16 protein-coding genes are annotated in these 17,033 nt (G+C 61.5%); 6 read left to right on the plus strand and 10 right to left on the minus strand.

The window, feature by feature from the left end:
* Window positions 1-171: 171 nt before the first annotated feature.
* The 9 genes from ELQ88_RS26000 to ELQ88_RS26040 all read right to left on the minus strand — a co-directional run bounded on the left by ELQ88_RS26000 (window position 172) and on the right by ELQ88_RS26040 (window position 11,648).
* On the minus strand, window positions 172-1,101 hold the full coding sequence (locus tag ELQ88_RS26000) for a ketoacyl-ACP synthase III (RefSeq protein WP_138968636.1): 930 nt from the start codon (window positions 1,099-1,101) through the stop codon (window positions 172-174).
* 286 nt (window positions 1,102-1,387) lie between these two features.
* Complete coding sequence (locus ELQ88_RS26005) at window positions 1,388-2,965, minus strand: flagellar hook-associated protein 3 (RefSeq protein WP_138968638.1); 1,578 nt, start codon at window positions 2,963-2,965, stop codon at window positions 1,388-1,390.
* A 13-nt stretch (window positions 2,966-2,978) separates the two neighbouring features.
* Window positions 2,979-4,982 carry a flagellar hook-associated protein FlgK gene (gene flgK / locus ELQ88_RS26010; RefSeq protein WP_138968640.1) on the minus strand — a complete coding sequence of 668 codons (2,004 nt, stop codon included), beginning with the start codon at window positions 4,980-4,982 and terminating at the stop codon, window positions 2,979-2,981.
* 17 nt (window positions 4,983-4,999) lie between these two features.
* Complete coding sequence (gene flgJ, locus ELQ88_RS26015; RefSeq protein ID WP_138968642.1) at window positions 5,000-6,313, minus strand: flagellar assembly peptidoglycan hydrolase FlgJ; 1,314 nt, start codon at window positions 6,311-6,313, stop codon at window positions 5,000-5,002.
* A gap of 11 nt (window positions 6,314-6,324) precedes the next feature.
* A complete protein-coding gene (locus ELQ88_RS26020) occupies window positions 6,325-7,398 on the minus strand; it encodes a flagellar basal body P-ring protein FlgI (RefSeq protein WP_128871780.1) in 1,074 nt (357 codons plus the stop codon).
* 42 nt (window positions 7,399-7,440) lie between these two features.
* A complete protein-coding gene (flgH, locus tag ELQ88_RS26025) occupies window positions 7,441-8,136 on the minus strand; it encodes a flagellar basal body L-ring protein FlgH (protein WP_138968644.1) in 696 nt (231 codons plus the stop codon).
* 52 nt (window positions 8,137-8,188) lie between these two features.
* Entirely contained in the window at window positions 8,189-8,974 is a 786-nt protein-coding gene (gene flgG, locus ELQ88_RS26030) for a flagellar basal-body rod protein FlgG (RefSeq protein WP_128871735.1), read from the minus strand.
* A gap of 48 nt (window positions 8,975-9,022) precedes the next feature.
* Entirely contained in the window at window positions 9,023-9,760 is a 738-nt protein-coding gene (locus tag ELQ88_RS26035) for a flagellar basal body rod protein FlgF (protein ID WP_128871736.1), read from the minus strand.
* 328 nt (window positions 9,761-10,088) lie between these two features.
* Complete coding sequence (locus ELQ88_RS26040) at window positions 10,089-11,648, minus strand: sigma-54-dependent transcriptional regulator (RefSeq protein WP_111451850.1); 1,560 nt, start codon at window positions 11,646-11,648, stop codon at window positions 10,089-10,091.
* Window positions 11,649-12,046: 398 nt separating this feature from the next.
* Between ELQ88_RS26040 and phhA the strand changes: the two genes are divergently transcribed.
* The 6 genes from phhA (at window position 12,047) to ELQ88_RS26065 (ending at window position 16,541) form a co-directional block, all read left to right on the plus strand.
* On the plus strand, window positions 12,047-12,832 hold the full coding sequence (gene phhA, locus ELQ88_RS26045) for a phenylalanine 4-monooxygenase (RefSeq protein WP_138968646.1): 786 nt from the start codon (window positions 12,047-12,049) through the stop codon (window positions 12,830-12,832).
* 104 nt (window positions 12,833-12,936) lie between these two features.
* The gene (locus ELQ88_RS26050; RefSeq protein ID WP_128871738.1) at window positions 12,937-13,293 is read left to right on the plus strand and encodes a 4a-hydroxytetrahydrobiopterin dehydratase; all 357 of its coding nucleotides are present in this window, start codon (window positions 12,937-12,939) and stop codon (window positions 13,291-13,293) included.
* Window positions 13,293-14,486: an amino acid aminotransferase gene (locus ELQ88_RS26055; RefSeq protein ID WP_128871739.1), complete on the plus strand. Its 1,194-nt coding sequence runs from the start codon at window positions 13,293-13,295 to the stop codon at window positions 14,484-14,486. Before ELQ88_RS26050 ends, ELQ88_RS26055 begins: the two co-directional genes overlap by 1 nt.
* Before the next feature lie 334 nt (window positions 14,487-14,820).
* Window positions 14,821-14,952 (plus strand): hypothetical protein, encoded by a 132-nt coding sequence (locus ELQ88_RS34995; RefSeq protein ID WP_256579046.1) that lies wholly within the window; start codon window positions 14,821-14,823, stop codon window positions 14,950-14,952.
* A 37-nt stretch (window positions 14,953-14,989) separates the two neighbouring features.
* Entirely contained in the window at window positions 14,990-15,226 is a 237-nt protein-coding gene (locus ELQ88_RS26060) for a hypothetical protein (protein WP_178084712.1), read from the plus strand.
* Window positions 15,227-15,326: 100 nt separating this feature from the next.
* Entirely contained in the window at window positions 15,327-16,541 is a 1,215-nt protein-coding gene (locus tag ELQ88_RS26065; protein WP_138968648.1) for an MFS transporter, read from the plus strand.
* Here ELQ88_RS26065 and arfB read toward each other — a convergent pair.
* Window positions 16,538-16,951, minus strand: a complete 414-nt coding sequence (gene arfB, locus ELQ88_RS26070) for an alternative ribosome rescue aminoacyl-tRNA hydrolase ArfB (RefSeq protein WP_008010994.1) — start codon at window positions 16,949-16,951, stop codon at window positions 16,538-16,540. The two genes, ELQ88_RS26065 and arfB, sit on opposite strands and share 4 nt — an antisense overlap.
* Window positions 16,952-17,033 lie beyond the last annotated feature (82 nt).

Genomic DNA, 17,033 nt, shown 5'->3' on the forward strand with positions numbered 1-17,033 from the left:
ATCGTCGTGAAAACGCTTTGCTTGAGGGTTTTTTTCGAAATGTTTAGTGGCAGGGTGCCAGCCCTTTATTTTCAAGGTGTTAGAGATAGAACCCCGGCGCCAGAAAACGCAAAACGCCCGGCAACTGTGGTTACCGGGCGTTTTTATGCAAGATCGCTAAGGCGAAGTCAGTCAGCCGCGAAAAAGAATCGCCGAGCCCCACGACAGGCCTACACCGAACCCGCTGATGGCAACCCGCGTCCACTTGGAATCGAACACGTGGTTCTGCAGCAACAGCGGAATGCTGGAAGACACCGTGTTACCGGTCTCGAGCATGTCCTTGATGAACTTCTCCGGCTCGCCTTCTTCAAAGCGCCGCGCCACGGCGTCGACAATCGCCGCGCTGCCCTGGTGAATGCAGAAGGCATCGATGTCACCGGCCTGCAAATTGGACTCGTCCAGCAACTCATGCAAATGCGCCGGGACTTTCAGCAGTGCGAAGTTGAACACCTGGCGACCGTTCATGAAGAACACGCCGTCGGTGACCTTGAGGTGCGGTGCTCCGGAACCGTCGGTGCCGAACTTCGATTTGCCCAGCTGCCAGACAGCGTTTTCGCCCATCCAGGTCGCGGTAGCGGCATCGCCGAACAGCATGGTGGTGTTGCGATCTTCCGGGTCGACGATTTTCGAGTACGGGTCGGCGGTGACCAGCAGGCCGTTCTTCAGCCCCGTCGCCTCCATGAACCCCTTGAGGGCATAGATGCCGTAGACGTAGCCGGAGCAGCCCAGGGAGATATCGAACGCAGCCACGTGCGTCGGCAGGCCCAGTTTGTCCTGAACGATTGCAGCGGTGTGCGGCAAGCCTTCCTCATCGCCGTTCTGGGTCACGACGATCAGGCAGTCGATGGATTCACGCTTCAGCTCGGGACTGGCGGCGAACAGCGCATTGACCGCTTCGACGCACAGATCGGAGGTTTCCTGGTCGGCGCCCTTGCGCGGCAGGAACGCCGAGCCGATCTTGCCAAGGATAAAGGTTTCGTCCTTGTCGAACTTTGCACCCTGGGCGTAGTTGTCAACCCCGGCTGTCGGCACATAACTCGCTATATTTTTTATGCCAATCATTATGGCTTCCCAATAATAAACAGCTGAATATCACCGCTCGCAGCAGCGAGGGCGTCTACAGTCAGGGCTTGGCCCCCAGTGGAGGCACCGTCGGAACTCAAGGGCCCGCCACCTTCACCGCCCGCAGACAGGATACAGTGAAGATGCGCGTTTTGACTGACGGGTCACTTAGAGTTCGCGGCTTTATTTGATTTTGTGGCCGACCCGCCTTCTCTTACCAACTAAAAAGAAGCAAAAAAAAGCCCAGCTTCCTTGACGGGAGCTGGCCGCGAGCGGTCAAGACGACTCAAAGCTTGTTGAACAGCCCCAGCTGGGAAATTTTCGAGAACGCCAGTTGCGCCGCTTGCAGCATGGTCTGTTGCAAGGTCAACCGCGTCAGCACCTCCGCCGGGTCCGTATCTTCGATCGAGGCCTGGGCAGCGGTATTGAGCAGTTTGGTGCTTTGAATCTGATCACGCTGCATATCCATCACGTTGCCCCGGGCGCCGATCGCGCCACGTGCCAGGTCAACCTGATTTTTGGCATTACTCAGGTTGGAAATGGTGGAGGCCACCACATTGTCCAGATTGCGCTGGGCAACGGGATCGCCCTGGACCGGTGTTTCGAGGGCCTTGCGCAGTTGACTGAGTGTATCCAGTGGGCTTTGGGTCTGATGCGAGTTGACCGCAATATCAAACTGATCGTTCGCCGCCGGCGTGCCATCCAGGGTAAAGCTGACACCGGCAGCCGTGGCCACGCCGCCTGCCACAGATCCGGCAGTGACTACCGGCACGCTGTCAGGGGTCAATGGTCGAGCGTACAGATCAAAGGTCGTCGGGCTGGTGAACTTCAGCACCGCCCCGCCTTCAGGGAAAAAGCTTTGGTATTTCGCCGCATTGGTAACCGACGCCTGGCTGACCAAAGCGGTCGAGCTGTTGCCCGGCGAGCGCGAGCTTACGAAGCTATCCGGCTTGGCCTCCAATTTAAAGCTGTGGCCGGTGATCACGGTATCGGCGTTAGCCGGGTCGTCACCTGCCTTATAGGTGATATCCAACGCGAAGGTCACCCCACGGAAAGTGATATCGGAACCGCCCTTGGCATCGGGGTCGAACTTGCCACCCTGGCTCGCCTCCGCGGTCACGTCATTACCCACCGAATCCTTGATCGAGAACTGAGTGCTGCTGGTGAACGACAGGGTGTAGGGCCCGCCGCTGCGGAAGCTCGAATCAAAAGACGGGCCTGAGTTCACCACGCCGGGCGACAGCGAGACCCGTCCGTCATCGACCGCTGGCGCCGTCAGGGTAGTCGAACTGCGACTGGAGTTGATCGCCTGCTGGAAAACCTCCCAGCCCGTGTCGTTGAGCCCCAGCGCCATCGAGTCGCCGATTTTCAGTTGCAGCTGGGTCTGGTCACCCTGATAGCTGTAGGTGCCATCGCTATTGCGTGCAAAAGGCGGGGTGTTGTTGCTGGCGCCGGAAAAGATGTACTTGCCGTTGGCGTCCTTGCTGTTCATCAAGCTCAGCAACTGCTCCTCGGCCTGCCCGACTTCCGCGCCGATGGTTTTGCGGTCGTCGTCGCTCAAGGAGGCACTGCCGGCACGCACCGTCAGCTCGCTGACTTTTTGCAGCAAGTCATTGATGCTGTTCAGCACGCTTTCTTCCTGAGCCTGGGCCGTGCCCAGCGCGCTGATGTTGCTGGAATATTGATCCAGCATCGATTTCTGCTGATCAAGCTGCATCAACCGCGCCGCACCCACAGGATCATCCGCGGCCGTCGTCAGCTTCACACCGCTGCTGGCCTGCTCGGCCGACTTCATCAGGTTATTGAGGTTGCGCTGATAGTTGGCGGCCGTTGTCGCATAGTACTGTGCAGTAGAAATACGCATGTTCTACGGCTCCTTAAAGGGCATTGAGCAGAGTGCTGAAGATTTCCTGCGCAGACTTGATGATCTGCGATGAGGCCGAGTAGTACTGCTGGAATTTGATCAAATTGCCGGTCTCTTCATCGAGATCGACACCCGACAGCGAATCCCGCGAATCCCTGGCCTGGGTCAGGATGGCGCCGGTGGCGGTGGCGTCCATCTGACCTTGCTTGGTCTTGGAGCCGACCGTCGACACCAGGCCGCCATAGGCGTCGGTCAAACTGACGCCCGGGCTGGTGGTAGTAGCACCGACCGTGGCCTTGGTTTGCAGACCGAGCAGCGCTTGAGTGTTGCGGTTGTCGGTGCTGCCCGGGGCGGTCATCGCGATATTGAAACTGTCGCCTTCGGCCGGGCTGCCACTAACGGTCATGGCCACACCAAAGGTTTTCGCCGCGCCGGAACCGTCGGTGAAGGGCACCTGGATATCCAGCCCATTGTTCTGGCCGGGCACGATATTGCCTTTGCCGATGCTGCCGCCCTTGGCGTCGAATACCTCGTACGCGGTGCTGCTGGTCATCAGCAAGCGTATTGGCATTGCCGCCTTGACCGCATTTTGCACGTCCTGACGCTGCACCGGATTGTAGATGTCCAGGCTGGTGCTCAGGTTCGGCTGGCTGACCGCACCGGTACCGTCATTGCCCTGGGCATTCGTAGAGGTCAGTGGTGCGGCCGTGGCCAGACGCTTGATGTCGGTCATGACAGTGGTCATGTCAGCCGCTGCACCGCGGGTCGGGGTGACCTTAAAAGTGTCGCCGGCACTGACCGAACCGTTGAGGCTCAGGCTGAAACCATCAATCACCGGTACCGGGGACTTATCGAAAGTGAAGTTGCCCATGTCGGTGTTGTCCGACAGACGACGAACGCTGTAGCCCTTGTCGGTGACGGTCACTTGGTAATCGCTGGCCACCAGCTTGCTGGTGTCTTTGATGGTCACGTCCAGATTGCCGGACGCCGGTTTGTTGTTGCCATTGGCAATGCTGCGCTGGCTGATGGCGAGAGCACTGTTGATGTCGTTGAATAATGCCGAGCCGAAATTGCCGCTCTGATCCAGCCCCTGCCCCAACTGCTTGTTGACCTGGTCGGCCACTACCATGGCGATCCGACCCAGCCCATTGACTGCCGGCGACAGCACATCGTCGCGGTAACGCAACAGGCCGCCCATCTCGCCGCCGCTGACCACGTTGGTGATATCGATCGTGGAAGAGCCACGATCCATGATGATCGCGGAACGAGTCGGGTCAGCCTTGTCGGCCTCTACGCGTAACGCATTGACAGTATTGCCGATGACCAGCGGCTGGCCGCTGCCCAGGTAAATATCCAGGCTGCCGTTGTTTTCGGTGACCTGGGTGCCGACCAGTTCGGAGAGCTGGCGCACGGTTTCGTTGCGTTGGTCCAGCAACTCATTGGGTGTACCACCGGAACCGCTGACTTCGCTGATTTTCTTGTTGTAGGAGGCAACGGTAGCAGCCAGCTTGTTGACCTGTTCGGCCATCGCACCCAACTGATCGTTGATGTACGAGCCCTGCTGACTCAGTTGCTGCGAGATGGCATTGAAGCGGCTGCTCAACCCCTGCGCGTTGGTCAACAGCGCTTGGCGCGCGGCGGTGTCGTTGGCGTTGCCGGACAGCGTCTGCAAGGACGCGAAGAACGATTGCAGCGACTTGGTGATGCCAGTGCTGCCATCGGACAGCAGCTTGTCCACCTGGGTTGCCTGGCCCAGATAAGCCTGTGCATCGCTATTTAGCGAAGTGGTGGTCTGCAACTGCGCGCCGAGGTAACTGTTGTAGACCCGACGTACGTCAGACAACGTCGTACCGGAGCCGATGAATACATTGCCGTACTGATTGGAGCCTTTGCTGCTCTGCACAGTTTGCTGGCGTGAATACCCGGCGGTGTCGACGTTGGCAATGTTATTGCCAGTCGTCAGCAACGAAGAATGGCCTGCAGCCAGCCCCGACATCCCGATATTGAGCAAACTCATGATTCAGACCCTTATGCCTATAAAGGCGTGGTGGAAACGCCCGCCGCAGCGTAGTTCTGGTAACTGGTCATCTGCCTGGCTATCTGCGAAATCTTGCTGGCGTAGTCCGGGTCGGTGGCGTAACCGGCCTTCTGCAACTCGCGCACAAATTGTTCCGGGTTATCGGCGGATTTCACCACGTCTTGATAACGATTGTTCGATTGCAGCAAGGTCACCAGGTCATGGAAGCTGTCCTTGTACGAGGCGTAGGAACGGAACTGCGCCGTTTCCTTGACCATTGCGCCATTTCTGAATTCGCTGGTGATCGCCCGCGCCGAGTCGCCCTGCCAGCTGCTGCCGGCCTTGATGCCGAACAGGTTGTGGCTGCTGCTGCCGTCCTGGGCGCGCATGACCGATTTGCCCCAACCGGTTTCCAGGGCGGCCTGGGCCACCAGGTAACGCGGATCGACGCCGATGCGGTCGGCGGCTTCCTTGGCCATGGGCAGCATGGTGCTGACGAAGTCGTCGGCGGAGCTGAAGGCTTTTTTCGCCGGGGCCAGGGGGATTTGCGCCATGGCACGACCCTGGATCTGCAGGCGCCCGCTGGCGGCGGTATCGGTTTGTGCGGTCAGCCAGTCGCCGTTGTACAGGGGGCCGGCGCCGGTTGGAGTGCTTGGCGGCAGCTGGACCTGGTTCAGCGCCGTGGTGGCGGACGGCGCCGTGGTCGCTGTCTTGGTCGATGCCGACGGTACCAGCCCGGCGAGCAAGCGGTCGGCCAGTTTTGGTGGCAGGGCCAGGCGTCGCTGGTTGATCAGGGCCATGTCGTTGTGATGCGCGCCCTCGCCCGCGCTCGCGGTCGACTGTACCGAGCGCGAAGCCCACAGCGGTCGCTCGCCATTGAGGCGCGACAAGGGGCCGTGGGTGGCGGTCGTGCCGGCGGCGATCGGTGTTTCCACCGCGGCTTTCGCGGCTGCCTGCTTGGCGGCGGACGCGGCAGCGGCCTCGCCCGGCGCCAGCGGTTTGTTCTTCGCCATCTGCCGCATCAACACGTCCGCCAGGCCGATGCCGCCGCCTTCGCGGGACATGGAGACGGCGAGCTGCTGGTCGTACATTTCCTGGTACTGCTTGGCCGCCGGGGTGTTGAGCGGGTTGTCCTGGCCCAGCGCGTCGGTGGCCGAGCGCATGGATTTGAGCATTTCGCCGAGGAACAGCGACTCGAATTCCTGCGCGACCTTGCGCAGGTTGCCGTCGCTGTTCTTGTCGCCGACCTTGAGCTGGTTGAGGCGATTGAGGTCCGAATAGGACCCCGAGTCGCTGCTGCTGACCCCCACTCCGCCCTTGCGCATGTCCATGGTCGTCATCCTCAGATCACGATCAAGTCGGCTTGCAAGGCGCCGGCCTGTTTCAGCGCTTCGAGGATGGCCATCAAGTCACCCGGCGCGGCGCCGACCTGGTTCACCGCCCGCACGATTTCGTCGAGGGTGGTGCCCGGGCCGAACTTGAACATCGGCTTGGCTTCCTGCTGGGCGTTGACCCGCGAGCGCGGCACGACTGCCGTCTGCCCGTTGGACAGCGGGCCGGGCTGGCTGACGATCGGGTCTTCGGTGATGGTCACCGTCAGGCTGCCGTGGGTCACGGCGGCCGGCGATACCTTGACGTTCTGGCCGATCACGATGGTGCCGGTGCGCGAGTTGATGATGACTTTCGCCACCGCCTGGCCCGGATCGACTTCGAGGTTTTCGAGGATCGACAGGTAGTCGACGCGCTGGCTGGGATCGAGCGGCGCGCTGACCCGAATCGAGCCGCCGTCGATGGCCTGGGCGACGCCGGGGCCGAGCAGGTCGTTGATCTTGTCGACGATGCGCTTGGCGGTGGTGAAGTCCGAACGGTTGAGGTTCAGGGTCAGGCTGTTGCCCTGGTTGAACCCGCTCGGCACCGAACGCTCGACCGAGGCCCCACCGGGGATGCGCCCGGCCGAGGGCACGTTGACGGTGATCTTGGAGCCATCGCGACCTTCGGCATCGAAGCCGCCGACCACCAGGTTGCCCTGGGCGATGGCGTAGACGTTGCCGTCGATCCCCTTGAGCGGGGTCAGCAGCAAGGTGCCGCCGCGCAGGCTCTTGGAGTTGCCGATGGAGGACACGGTAATGTCGATCTGCTGACCCGGCTTGGCGAACGCCGGCAGGTCGGCACTGATCGACACGGCCGCGACGTTTTTCAATTGCACGTTGCCCGAACCCGGCGGCACCTTGATGCCGAACTGCGAGAGCATGTTGTTGAAGGTCTGCAGGGTGAACGGGGTCTGGGTCGTCTGGTCGCCGGTGCCGTTAAGCCCGACCACCAGGCCGTAGCCGATCAATTGGTTGGAGCGCACCCCGGAAATGCTCGCGATGTCCTTCAGGCGCTCGGCCTGGACGCTGGACGCTGCACACACCATCAAGGCCGCAACGATGAGACTTCTCAAATTCAACGTGGCCACCTAGAAAGGGAACAGCGGGCTGAGGAAGAAACGGTCGAACCAGCCTGGCTGACTCGCGTCGGCAAAGGCACCGGTGCCCGAATAGGTGATGCGTGCGTCGGCGACCCGGGTCGAGGACACGGTGTTGTCGGTGGCGATGTCATCGGCGCGCACCAGGCCGGCAATCCGCACCAGCTCGTCGCCGGTGTTGAGGGTCAGCCACTTCTCGCCGCGCACGGCGATGATGCCGTTGGGCAAGACGTCGGCGACGGTCACCGTGATCGAACCGGTCAGGCTGTTGCTCTGGCCGGACTTGCTGTCGCCCTTGGTCGCGCGGTCGCCGGCGTAACCGACGTCCAGGCTCAGGTTACCGCTGCCCACTGGATCGTTGGTGCTCAGGCCGCCGCCGAAAAACGAGCTCAGGCCGATGTCGGTCTTGCTGTTCTTGGCGGTTTGCGAATTGGCGTTCTTGCTGGCCTGGGTGCGCTCGTTCAGGGTGATGGTGATGATGTCACCGACCCGGAACGCCTTGCGGTCGCTGTACAGGTTCTGTTCGAAACCGGCCTGGTAGATCGAGCCGTTGTTGGCCGCCGCCGGCAGTGGCGTGCGCGGCAACACCGGGGCGTAGTAAGGGTCATTGGGCTTGGGCGGTGGGGCGACACAACCCGCGAGCGCGGTGATCCCACTCAGTGCCAGGACAGATACAAAGCGATTCATGACCCTACCTCACGGTGTTGCTGGCGACCACGTGGCCGCCCCATGGACTTGATTACAGATTCTGCGTGACGAACGAGAGCATCTGGTCGGCGGTGGAAATCACCTTGGAGTTCATCTCGTAGGCGCGTTGAGTGGTGATCATGTTGACCATCTCTTCAACGGTGCTGACGTTGGAGGTTTCCAGGGTGTTCTGCAGCGTGGTGCCGAAACCCGCCAGGCCCGGGGTGCCGACTTGCGGCGCGCCGCTGGCGGCGGTTTCCAGGAACAGGTTGTTGCCCACTGCCTGCAGGCCGGCCGGGTTGATGAAGTCGGCGGTTTGCAGGTTGCCGATCACCTGGGCGGCCGGGTTGCCGGCCACGGTGATGGACACGGTGCCGTCGCGACCGACCGTGAAGGTCTGGGCGTCGTTCGGGATGACGATGGCCGGTTCCAGGGCGAAGCCGCTGGCGTTGACGATCTGGCCGTTGGAGTCGAGGTGGAAGGTACCGTCACGGGTGTAGGACGTGGTGCCGTCCGGCTGCAGGATCTGGAAGAAACCGCGGCCGTCGATGGCCATGTCCAACGGTTGCTCGGTGGTCTGCAGGCTGCCGGCGGTGAAGTTTTTCTGGGTGCCGACGATGCGCACACCGGTGCCCACTTGCAGACCCGACGGCAGTTCGCTGTCCTGGGTCGACTGGGCGCCTGGCTGGCGCTTGATCTGGTAGAGCAAGTCCTGGAACTCGGCGCGGTCACGTTTGAAACCCGTGGTCGAGACGTTGGCCAGGTTGTTGGAAATGGTCGTCAGGTTGGTGTCCTGGGCGGACAGGCCTGTTTTGGCAACCCATAGAGCCGGAAGCATTCGATTCTCCTCGTGCGCCTGTTTTACGGCGCGACGTTCTGATGATTATTAGATCTGCAAGACCCGAGCCATGGCCTGGTCGTCTTCTTTGGCGGTGTTCATCATCTTGACGTGCAGTTCGAACTGCTTGGCCAGGGCCAGCACCGAGGTCATCTCTTCCACGGCATTGACGTTGCTCGACTCGAGGAAGCCGGACACCAGCTTGACGTTGGCATCGGCCTGCGCCGGCTGGCCGTCCTTGGTGTGGATCGAACCGTCCAGGCCCTTGGTCATGTTCTTGAAGTCCGGGTTGACCAGTTTGATCCGGTCGACTTGCGCCATCACCCGCGGGCCCTCGCCCATCGCCCGAATGCTGATGCTGCCGTCCTCGCCCACTTCGATCTGCTGCTCGGGCGGCACGGCAATCGGCCCGCCATTGCCCAGCACCGGCATGCCGTTGCCGGCCCGCAACACGCCGAGGGCGTCGACGTTCAGGCTGCCGGTGCGCACGTAGCTTTCGCCGCCGTTGGGGTTCTGCACCGCAATCCAGCCGTTGCCTTGCACGGCGACATCGAGGTCGCGGCCGGTTTCTACCAGCGCACCAGGGGAAAAGTCGGTGGCCGGGCGCTCGGTCAGGGCAAACGCCCGCGCCGCAAAGCCGTCACCGAACACCGGCATCGAACGCGCCTGCTCCAGGTCTTTCTGGAAGCCGTTGGTGGAGATGTTCGCCAGGTTGTTCGCATGAGCCTTCTGCGCCAGTGCATTCTGGCTGGCGCCGGTCATTGCCACATAAAGGTACTTGTCCACACTCTTTCCTCTGCCTGCCGGACGTTTGCCGCCCAGTGCTGTACTGCTGAGCCATAAGCAATTTGCAGACCAACTTTTTTCTGGCGGTGCAGGGGCCGGCAAACAAGGGGGTTGAGGGGTTCAGAGGGGATTGGGGGAATGGGTTGGAGACGAAAAACCGGCGGTGTCATGCCGTCAGGCGGCAAGGATTGGTCTCGGGTAATGGCCGCCACCGCCTTCGCGAGCAAGCCCGCTCCCACATTTGACCGGGTTCCTCCAGGAAAAACGCGATCAAATGTGGGAGCGGGCTTGCTCGCGAAGAGGCCGGAACAAACACCGCAAGTGCCCGCTATGACTCCGTCTTGCCCACCTCGTACTCACGCAACTTGTTGGCAATGGTGGTATGCGAAACCCCCAACCGCTTCCCCAGTTGCCGACTGCTCGGATGCTCGGAATACAGCCGCTCCAGCACCGCCTTTTCGAAGCGCCCGACAATCTCGTCCAGCCCGCCCTCCAGCGAGAAATCGCCAAGGGGCTGACGCACCCCATAATCCGGCAGTCGAATGTGCTCGGCCTTGACCGTCCCGCCCTCGCACAACGAAACCGCCTGGAACAACACGTTCTCCAGTTGCCGGACATTGCCCGGCCAATGGTAGTGGCTGAGCCGCTCCATCGCCGCCGGCGCCAGTTTCGGCAGCGGGCAACCGATCTGCCGGCTGGCCTGATCGAGGAAGTGCTCCACCAGCGGCGTCAACCCGTCCAGGCACTCGCGCAACGGCGGGATGTGCAACGACAACACGTTCAGGCGGTGATACAGATCCTGGCGAAACTCCCCCCGTGCGCACAGCTCGGACAGGTCGACCTGGGTCGCGCAGATCACGCGCACATCCAGGTAAACCTCTTCATCACTGCCGACGCGACGAAAGCATCCGTCCTGCAGGAAGCGCAGCAATTTCACCTGCAGCCGCGGGCTCATTTCGCCGACGCCATCGAGAAACAGCGTACCGCCCGCCGTCAGCTCCAGCAGCCCGAGCTTGCCTTCGGCCCGCGCCCCTTCGAAGGCCCCGGGGCCGTAGCCGAACAACTCGGTCTCGGCCATGGATTCCGGCAGCCCGGCGCAGTTGAGCGCCATCAGCGGAGACTGGCCACGGGGGCTCGCCAGGTGGCAGGCGCGCGCCAGCAACTCCTTGCCGGTGCCGGTTTCGCCTTCGATCAAGAGCGGCGCATCCAGCGGCGCCATGCGCCGAGCTTCGCGCACCACGGCGGCCATCACTTTCGAACTCTGGAAGATGCTGTCGAAACCGCGCAGTTCCTGCTTGCGCACGTTATAAATGCGCTCCCCCACCCGATCCGCGCGATGCAGGGTCAGCACCGCGCCGGCCATGGCTTCGCTGTCGTCATGCTCCGATTGCAACGGCGCAATGTCGGCGAGAAACACGTCGCCCTTGACCTTGACCCGCAGCCCGTTGATCCGCGACTTGTTGGCGCGCACCAGTTCCGGCAAGTCGAAATCCTCGGCGTAGCGCGACAACGGGATCCCCGGCACCTCATCGACGCGCACCCCGAGCAACTGCGCCGCCGCGCGGTTGGCCGCCACGATCGAGCCGCCCATGTCGATCGACAGCACCGGAAACTCCAGCGCGCCGAGCAAGGCATTGAGCTCCATGTGCCGACGCTCGCTGGGCATCAGCCCTACACGCTTGACCCCGAAGACCCCGGCAATCGATTCGAATTTCGGCCGCAGTGCCTGGAACTGAATGTTGATCAGGTTCGGGCAATGCAGGTAGATGGCATTGCCATGCTCACCGCCGACCTCGCCGCGAGCGACGTTGATCCCGTACTCCACCAGCAGGTTGAGAATGTCGCGCAGAATGCCGATGCGGTTCTGGCAGTGGACTTTGATACGCATATAAAGGCCCGAAAATTCGGTGAATGAGTTGATGCCCGTGCACACCTGTAGGAGCTGGCTTGCCAGCGAAGGCGGTGTGTCAGCCAATACATGTATCGAATGACACACCGCTTTCGCTGGCAAGCCAGCTCCTACAGATGTGCCAATGCCTTTGAGTGTATTTTTCTGCTGAGGCGCTCAGATAGTCGTCAAGATTATGTGACACCTGGAAGCCATTTCAAGCCCGCAGATCTCAATACTTGCGCGGCACCCGGCAAACCGTAACGAATACTTTACGAAAACCGTGGTTTTTTCCTGCGCCCGCTGCAAACCACCTGCTGCAACGCCGAACGCCTTGGGGTATTTCTAAGTCCATAGCAGGACATAACAAGAACGAAATCCCCTAGCAGGAGAGCAGCATGAAGCAGACGCACTACGTGGCTCGCGAGCCCGATGCGCAAGGTTTTATCGACTACCCCGCCGAAGAACACGCGGTGTGGAACACGCTGATCACTCGCCAACTGAAAGTGATCGAAGGGCGTGCGTGCCAGGAATACCTGGACGGTATCGAAAAACTCGGTCTGCCCCACGACCGCATTCCGCAACTGGGCGAGATCAACAAGGTGCTCGCTGAAACCACCGGCTGGCAAGTCGCCCGGGTGCCTGCACTGATCCCCTTCCAGACCTTTTTTGAATTGCTCGCCAACAAGCAGTTTCCGGTGGCGACCTTTATTCGTACCCGCGAAGAGCTGGATTACCTGCAAGAGCCGGACATTTTCCACGAGATCTTCGGTCACTGCCCGCTGCTGACTAACCCCTGGTTCGCCGAATTCACCCACACCTACGGCAAACTCGGCCTGCAGGCGACCAAGGAAGAGCGCGTGTACCTGGCGCGCCTGTACTGGATGACCATCGAGTTTGGCCTGGTCGATACGCCGCAAGGCCTGCGCATCTACGGCGGCGGCATCCTGTCCTCGCCTAAGGAAACGGTGTACTGCCTGTCGAACGAACCTGAACACCACACGTTCGACCCGCTGGAATGCATGCGCACGCCGTATCGCATCGACATCCTGCAGCCGCTGTACTTTGTCCTGCCGAACCTCAAGCGCCTGTTCGATGTGGCCCATGAAGACATCATGAGCATGGTCAAGCAAGGCATGCAGCTGGGCTTGCACACCCCCAAATTTCCGCCCAAAGCTGCGTGATCCGCAGCTTTTAGAATCAAGTGAGCCTGTCGGGAACCGACGCTTTGGTTTAGCGTGGGAGCACTGACGGCCGATTTCCAATAATTCGATTTCAGGAATTCATCATGTCCACATTGAACCAAGCCCACTGCGAAGCCTGCCAAGCCGGCGCCCCTCAGGTCAGCGACGAAGAACTGCCGGTGCTGCTCAAGCAGATCCCCGACTGGAACATCGAAGTTCGCGACGGCGTGATGCAGCTGGAAAAAGTGTTCCTGTTCAAGAATTTCAAGCACGCCCTGGCGTTCACCAACGCCGTCGGTGAAATCTCCGAGGCCGAAGGTCACCACCCGGGCCTGCTGACCGAGTGGGGCAAAGTCACCGTGACCTGGTGGAGCCATTCCATCAAGGGCCTGCACCGCAACGATTTCATCATGGCCGCGCGCACCGACGACGTGGCCAAGGACGCCGAGGGCCGCAAATAATGCATTTCGACGCCATAGGCCGAGTCCCCGGCGACCCGATCCTCGGCCTGATGGAGGCCTATGCGCAGGACCCGAACCCGCGCAAATTCGACCTCGGCGTGGGCGTCTACAAAGATGCCCAGGGCCTGACCTCGATCCCTCAGGCGGTGAAGCTCGCCGAGGCGCAGCTGGTGGATCGTCAGGCCACCAAGACCTACATCGGCGGCCACGGCGAACCGGCGTTCGGCAAAGTCATCAATGAGCTGGTACTGGGTGCCGACTCTGCGCTGATCGCCGAACAACGGGCCGGCGTGACGCAGACGCCGGGCGGCACCGGCGCATTGCGCCTGAGCGCCGACTTCATCGCGCAGTGCCTGCCGGGCCGTGGCGTGTGGTTGAGCAACCCGACCTGGCCGATTCATGAAACCATCTTCGCCGCGGCGGGGGTCAAGGTCAGTCACTACCCTTACGTGGGCAGCGACAACCGTCTCGACGTCGACGCGATGCTGGCGGCACTCGAAGCAGCGCCAAAGGGTGATGTCGTGCTGCTGCACGCCTGCTGCCACAATCCGACCGGGTTCGACCTGTCCCATGACGACTGGCGCCGGTTATTGAAGGTCGTGCGCAGCCGCGACCTGCTGCCCCTGATTGACTTTGCCTACCAGGGCTTCGGCGATGGCCTGGAACAGGATGCCTGGTCGACCCGGCTGTTCGCCGCCGAGTTGCCGGAAGTGCTGATCACCAGTTCCTGCTCGAAGAACTTCGGCTTGTACCGCGACCGTACCGGCGCGTTGATTGTCTGCGCCAAGACCGCCGACAAGCTGGTGGACATCCGCAGCCAACTGGCGAACATCGCCCGCAACCTGTGGTCGACGCCGCCGGATCACGGCGCCGCTGTCGTGGCGACCATCCTCGGCGATCCGCAGCTGAAAAGTCTCTGGGCCGATGAAGTGGAGACGATGCGCCTGCGTATCGCCCAGCTGCGCAGCGGCCTGGTGGAAGCCCTGGAGCCGCACGGATTGCGCGAGCGCTTTGCGCATATTGGCGTGCAGCGCGGAATGTTTTCCTACACCGGGTTGACGCCGGAGCAGGTTAAAAAACTGCGTGATCAGCACAGCGTGTACATGGTCGGCACTGGCCGGGCGAACGTGGCGGGGATAGATGCGACGCGCCTGGATCTGCTGGCCGAGGCGATTGCCGACGTCTGCAAATAACCATCTGCCCCCCGTGTAGGAGCTGGCTTGCCAGCGAAGGCGGCGTGTCAGCCAACACACCCATCGACTGACACGCCACCCCCCTGTAGGAGCTGGCTTGCCAGCGAAGACGGTATATCAGCCAATACATGTATCGACTGACACGCCGCCTTCGCTGGCAAGCCATCTCCTACAGGGGATCGCGTAACCGCAACAGGTTTGTCTATACAACCCCATCCGTCGAAACAAATGGATTTAAAACTCTATTTGTCATTTCGACTCCTGTATCCTTCCCAGGCTTTTTAAAAGCGCGGATCTACCCAGATCTATCAACAGACTTTGCGAGGAGCGCGAAATGCACGAGATCCCTAATCTCCCCTTCCCAAGCCTGCACGAAACTGAGCAGACGACCACGCAACAAGCCGGTGCCCAACAGGCCGAGCCGAAAGAAGCATCTGAACGCCGCCAGGCCGACAGCGAAGACTGAAACACCTGCAATGCCAGACCGTGTGGAAAGCGCTAACATGCGCTTTCCACACCGCCTGAACCTCGAGCGCCACCCCATGACCGACGAATCCACCCCTTCTTTTGAAGAGCAACAGGCCAACGTCCTGATCGGCACCGCCGAGAAGATGATCGAGATCTGGCACCGCCTGTCCCCCGAGAAACAAGCCGCCTTGCTCGCCCGTTTCGGCAGCGAAGAAAACGCCCTGGCCGCCCTGGTCACGACGCAACTGGTTGCTCCGCAGCACCCTGAATGACCCTCTGCGGCAAATAGTTTTACTTTTCCACGACCCGCGGCCGCTCGCGCCGCTATCATAAGCAGCCTATCTATCCTGTTGCCCCGTGGACCTTTACCTCATGCCTGAAAACCAGCGCCCCCTGGCGGTCACGCTGCAAGTCGTCTCCATCGTCCTGTTTACCTTCATCGGCTACCTCAATATCGGCATCCCCCTGGCCGTATTGCCGGGCTACGTCCACAGCGACCTGGGTTTCGGCGCGGTGATCGCCGGCCTGGTGATCAGCGTGCAATACCTGGCCACCCTGCTCAGCCGGCCCTATGCCGGGAAAATCATCGATAACAAGGGCAGCAAACTCGCGGTGATGTACGGCCTCGCCGGTTGCGGCTTGAGCGGTGTGTTCATGCTGATTTCCGCCTGGACCCAGAGCCTGCCGACCTTGAGCCTGATCAGCCTGTTGATCGGCCGGCTGGTGCTCGGCAGCGCGGAAAGCCTGGTCGGTTCGGGCTCGATCGGCTGGGGCATCGGCCGGGTCGGCGCAGCGAACACCGCCAAGGTCATCTCCTGGAACGGCATCGCCAGCTATGGCGCGCTGGCGGTCGGTGCGCCGCTGGGGGTGCTGCTGGTCAGTCGATGGGGCTTGTGGAGCATGGGCGTGAGTATCGTGCTGCTGGCCATCCTCGGCCTGGCGCTGGCCTGGCCGAAAACCGCGGCGCCGATCGTGGTCGGCGAACGCCTGCCGTTCATGCATGTGCTGGGGCGGGTGCTGCCCCATGGCTGCGGACTGGCGCTCGGCTCCATCGGTTTCGGCACTATCGCAACCTTCATCACCCTGTATTACGCCACGCAACACTGGGATAACGCGGTGCTGTGCCTGAGCCTGTTCGGCGCCAGCTTCATCGGCGCCCGATTGCTGTTCGGCAACCTGATCAACCGCCTCGGCGGCTTTCGCGTGGCGATCGCCTGCCTGTCGGTGGAAACCCTGGGCTTGCTGTTGCTGTGGCTGGCGCCGGATGCGCATTGGGCGCTGGCTGGCGCAGCGCTGAGCGGTTTCGGCTTCTCGCTGGTGTTCCCGGCACTGGGGGTGGAAGCGGTCAACCTGGTGCCGGCCTCCAGCCGTGGCGCGGCGGTCGGGGCTTATTCGTTGTTCATCGATTTGTCACTGGGGATTACTGGCCCGTTGGCCGGTGCGATCGCGGCAGGTTTCGGCTTTGCCTCGATCTTCCTGTTCGCCGCCCTCGCCGCCCTGAGCGGTCTGGCCCTGAGCGTCTACCTGTATCGGCAGGCGCCAAAACACCTGAGTGAGAAGTACCGCGAAGAACGGCGCGCGCGTTAGAAGTCGACCTTGCCACGCCCGGCCTTGATGCTGCCGCGCTTGGTCTTGGATTCGAGCCGGCGCTTTTTCGAACCGAGGGTCGGCTTGGTCGGACGGCGTTTCTTTTCGACCTTGGTGGCGCTGAGGATCAACTCGGTCAGGCGCTCCAGCGCGTCGGCGCGATTGGCTTCCTGGGTGCGGTATTGCTGGGCCTTGATGATCAACACGCCTTCACTGGTGATCCGGCTGTCCCGCAGCGCCAGCAGCCGCTCCTTGTAGAACTCGGGCAAGGACGAGGCCGGAATGTCGAAGCGCAGGTGCACCGCGCTGGAGACCTTGTTGACGTTCTGCCCACCCGCCCCCTGGGCACGAATGGCCGTCAATTCGATCTCGGCATCCGGCAGATGCACGTTGTTGGAAATTACCAGCATGGGATTCTCATTCAAATTCCTCAAAGCCGCGGGCTAGCTGCACACGAAAAAGCAATTACCCAATTTGCCAAAATTAACCTAT

This window comes from Pseudomonas sp. MPC6 (assembly GCF_006094435.1).
Classification (GTDB): domain Bacteria; phylum Pseudomonadota; class Gammaproteobacteria; order Pseudomonadales; family Pseudomonadaceae; genus Aquipseudomonas.

Coding starts and splice junctions, on each gene's coding strand:
- flgK (WP_138968640.1), bottom strand. CDS start 4,982: ATGAGTTTGCTCAATATCGGGATGTCGGGGCTGGCTGCAGGCCATTCT.
- ELQ88_RS26050 (WP_128871738.1), top strand. CDS start 12,937: ATGTCCACATTGAACCAAGCCCACTGCGAAGCCTGCCAAGCCGGCGCC.
- ELQ88_RS26020 (WP_128871780.1), bottom strand. CDS start 7,398: ATGGTGTGTGCAGCGTCCAGCGTCCAGGCCGAGCGCCTGAAGGACATC.
- ELQ88_RS26040 (WP_111451850.1), bottom strand. CDS start 11,648: ATGCGTATCAAAGTCCACTGCCAGAACCGCATCGGCATTCTGCGCGAC.
- ELQ88_RS26005 (WP_138968638.1), bottom strand. CDS start 2,965: ATGCGTATTTCTACTGCACAGTACTATGCGACAACGGCCGCCAACTAT.
- flgJ (WP_138968642.1), bottom strand. CDS start 6,313: ATGGACATGCGCAAGGGCGGAGTGGGGGTCAGCAGCAGCGACTCGGGG.
- ELQ88_RS34995 (WP_256579046.1), top strand. CDS start 14,821: ATGCACGAGATCCCTAATCTCCCCTTCCCAAGCCTGCACGAAACTGAG.
- ELQ88_RS26060 (WP_178084712.1), top strand. CDS start 14,990: ATGCGCTTTCCACACCGCCTGAACCTCGAGCGCCACCCCATGACCGAC.
- arfB (WP_008010994.1), bottom strand. CDS start 16,951: ATGCTGGTAATTTCCAACAACGTGCATCTGCCGGATGCCGAGATCGAA.
- ELQ88_RS26055 (WP_128871739.1), top strand. CDS start 13,293: ATGCATTTCGACGCCATAGGCCGAGTCCCCGGCGACCCGATCCTCGGC.
- phhA (WP_138968646.1), top strand. CDS start 12,047: ATGAAGCAGACGCACTACGTGGCTCGCGAGCCCGATGCGCAAGGTTTT.
- flgH (WP_138968644.1), bottom strand. CDS start 8,136: ATGAATCGCTTTGTATCTGTCCTGGCACTGAGTGGGATCACCGCGCTC.
- ELQ88_RS26000 (WP_138968636.1), bottom strand. CDS start 1,101: ATGATTGGCATAAAAAATATAGCGAGTTATGTGCCGACAGCCGGGGTT.
- ELQ88_RS26065 (WP_138968648.1), top strand. CDS start 15,327: ATGCCTGAAAACCAGCGCCCCCTGGCGGTCACGCTGCAAGTCGTCTCC.
- flgG (WP_128871735.1), bottom strand. CDS start 8,974: ATGCTTCCGGCTCTATGGGTTGCCAAAACAGGCCTGTCCGCCCAGGAC.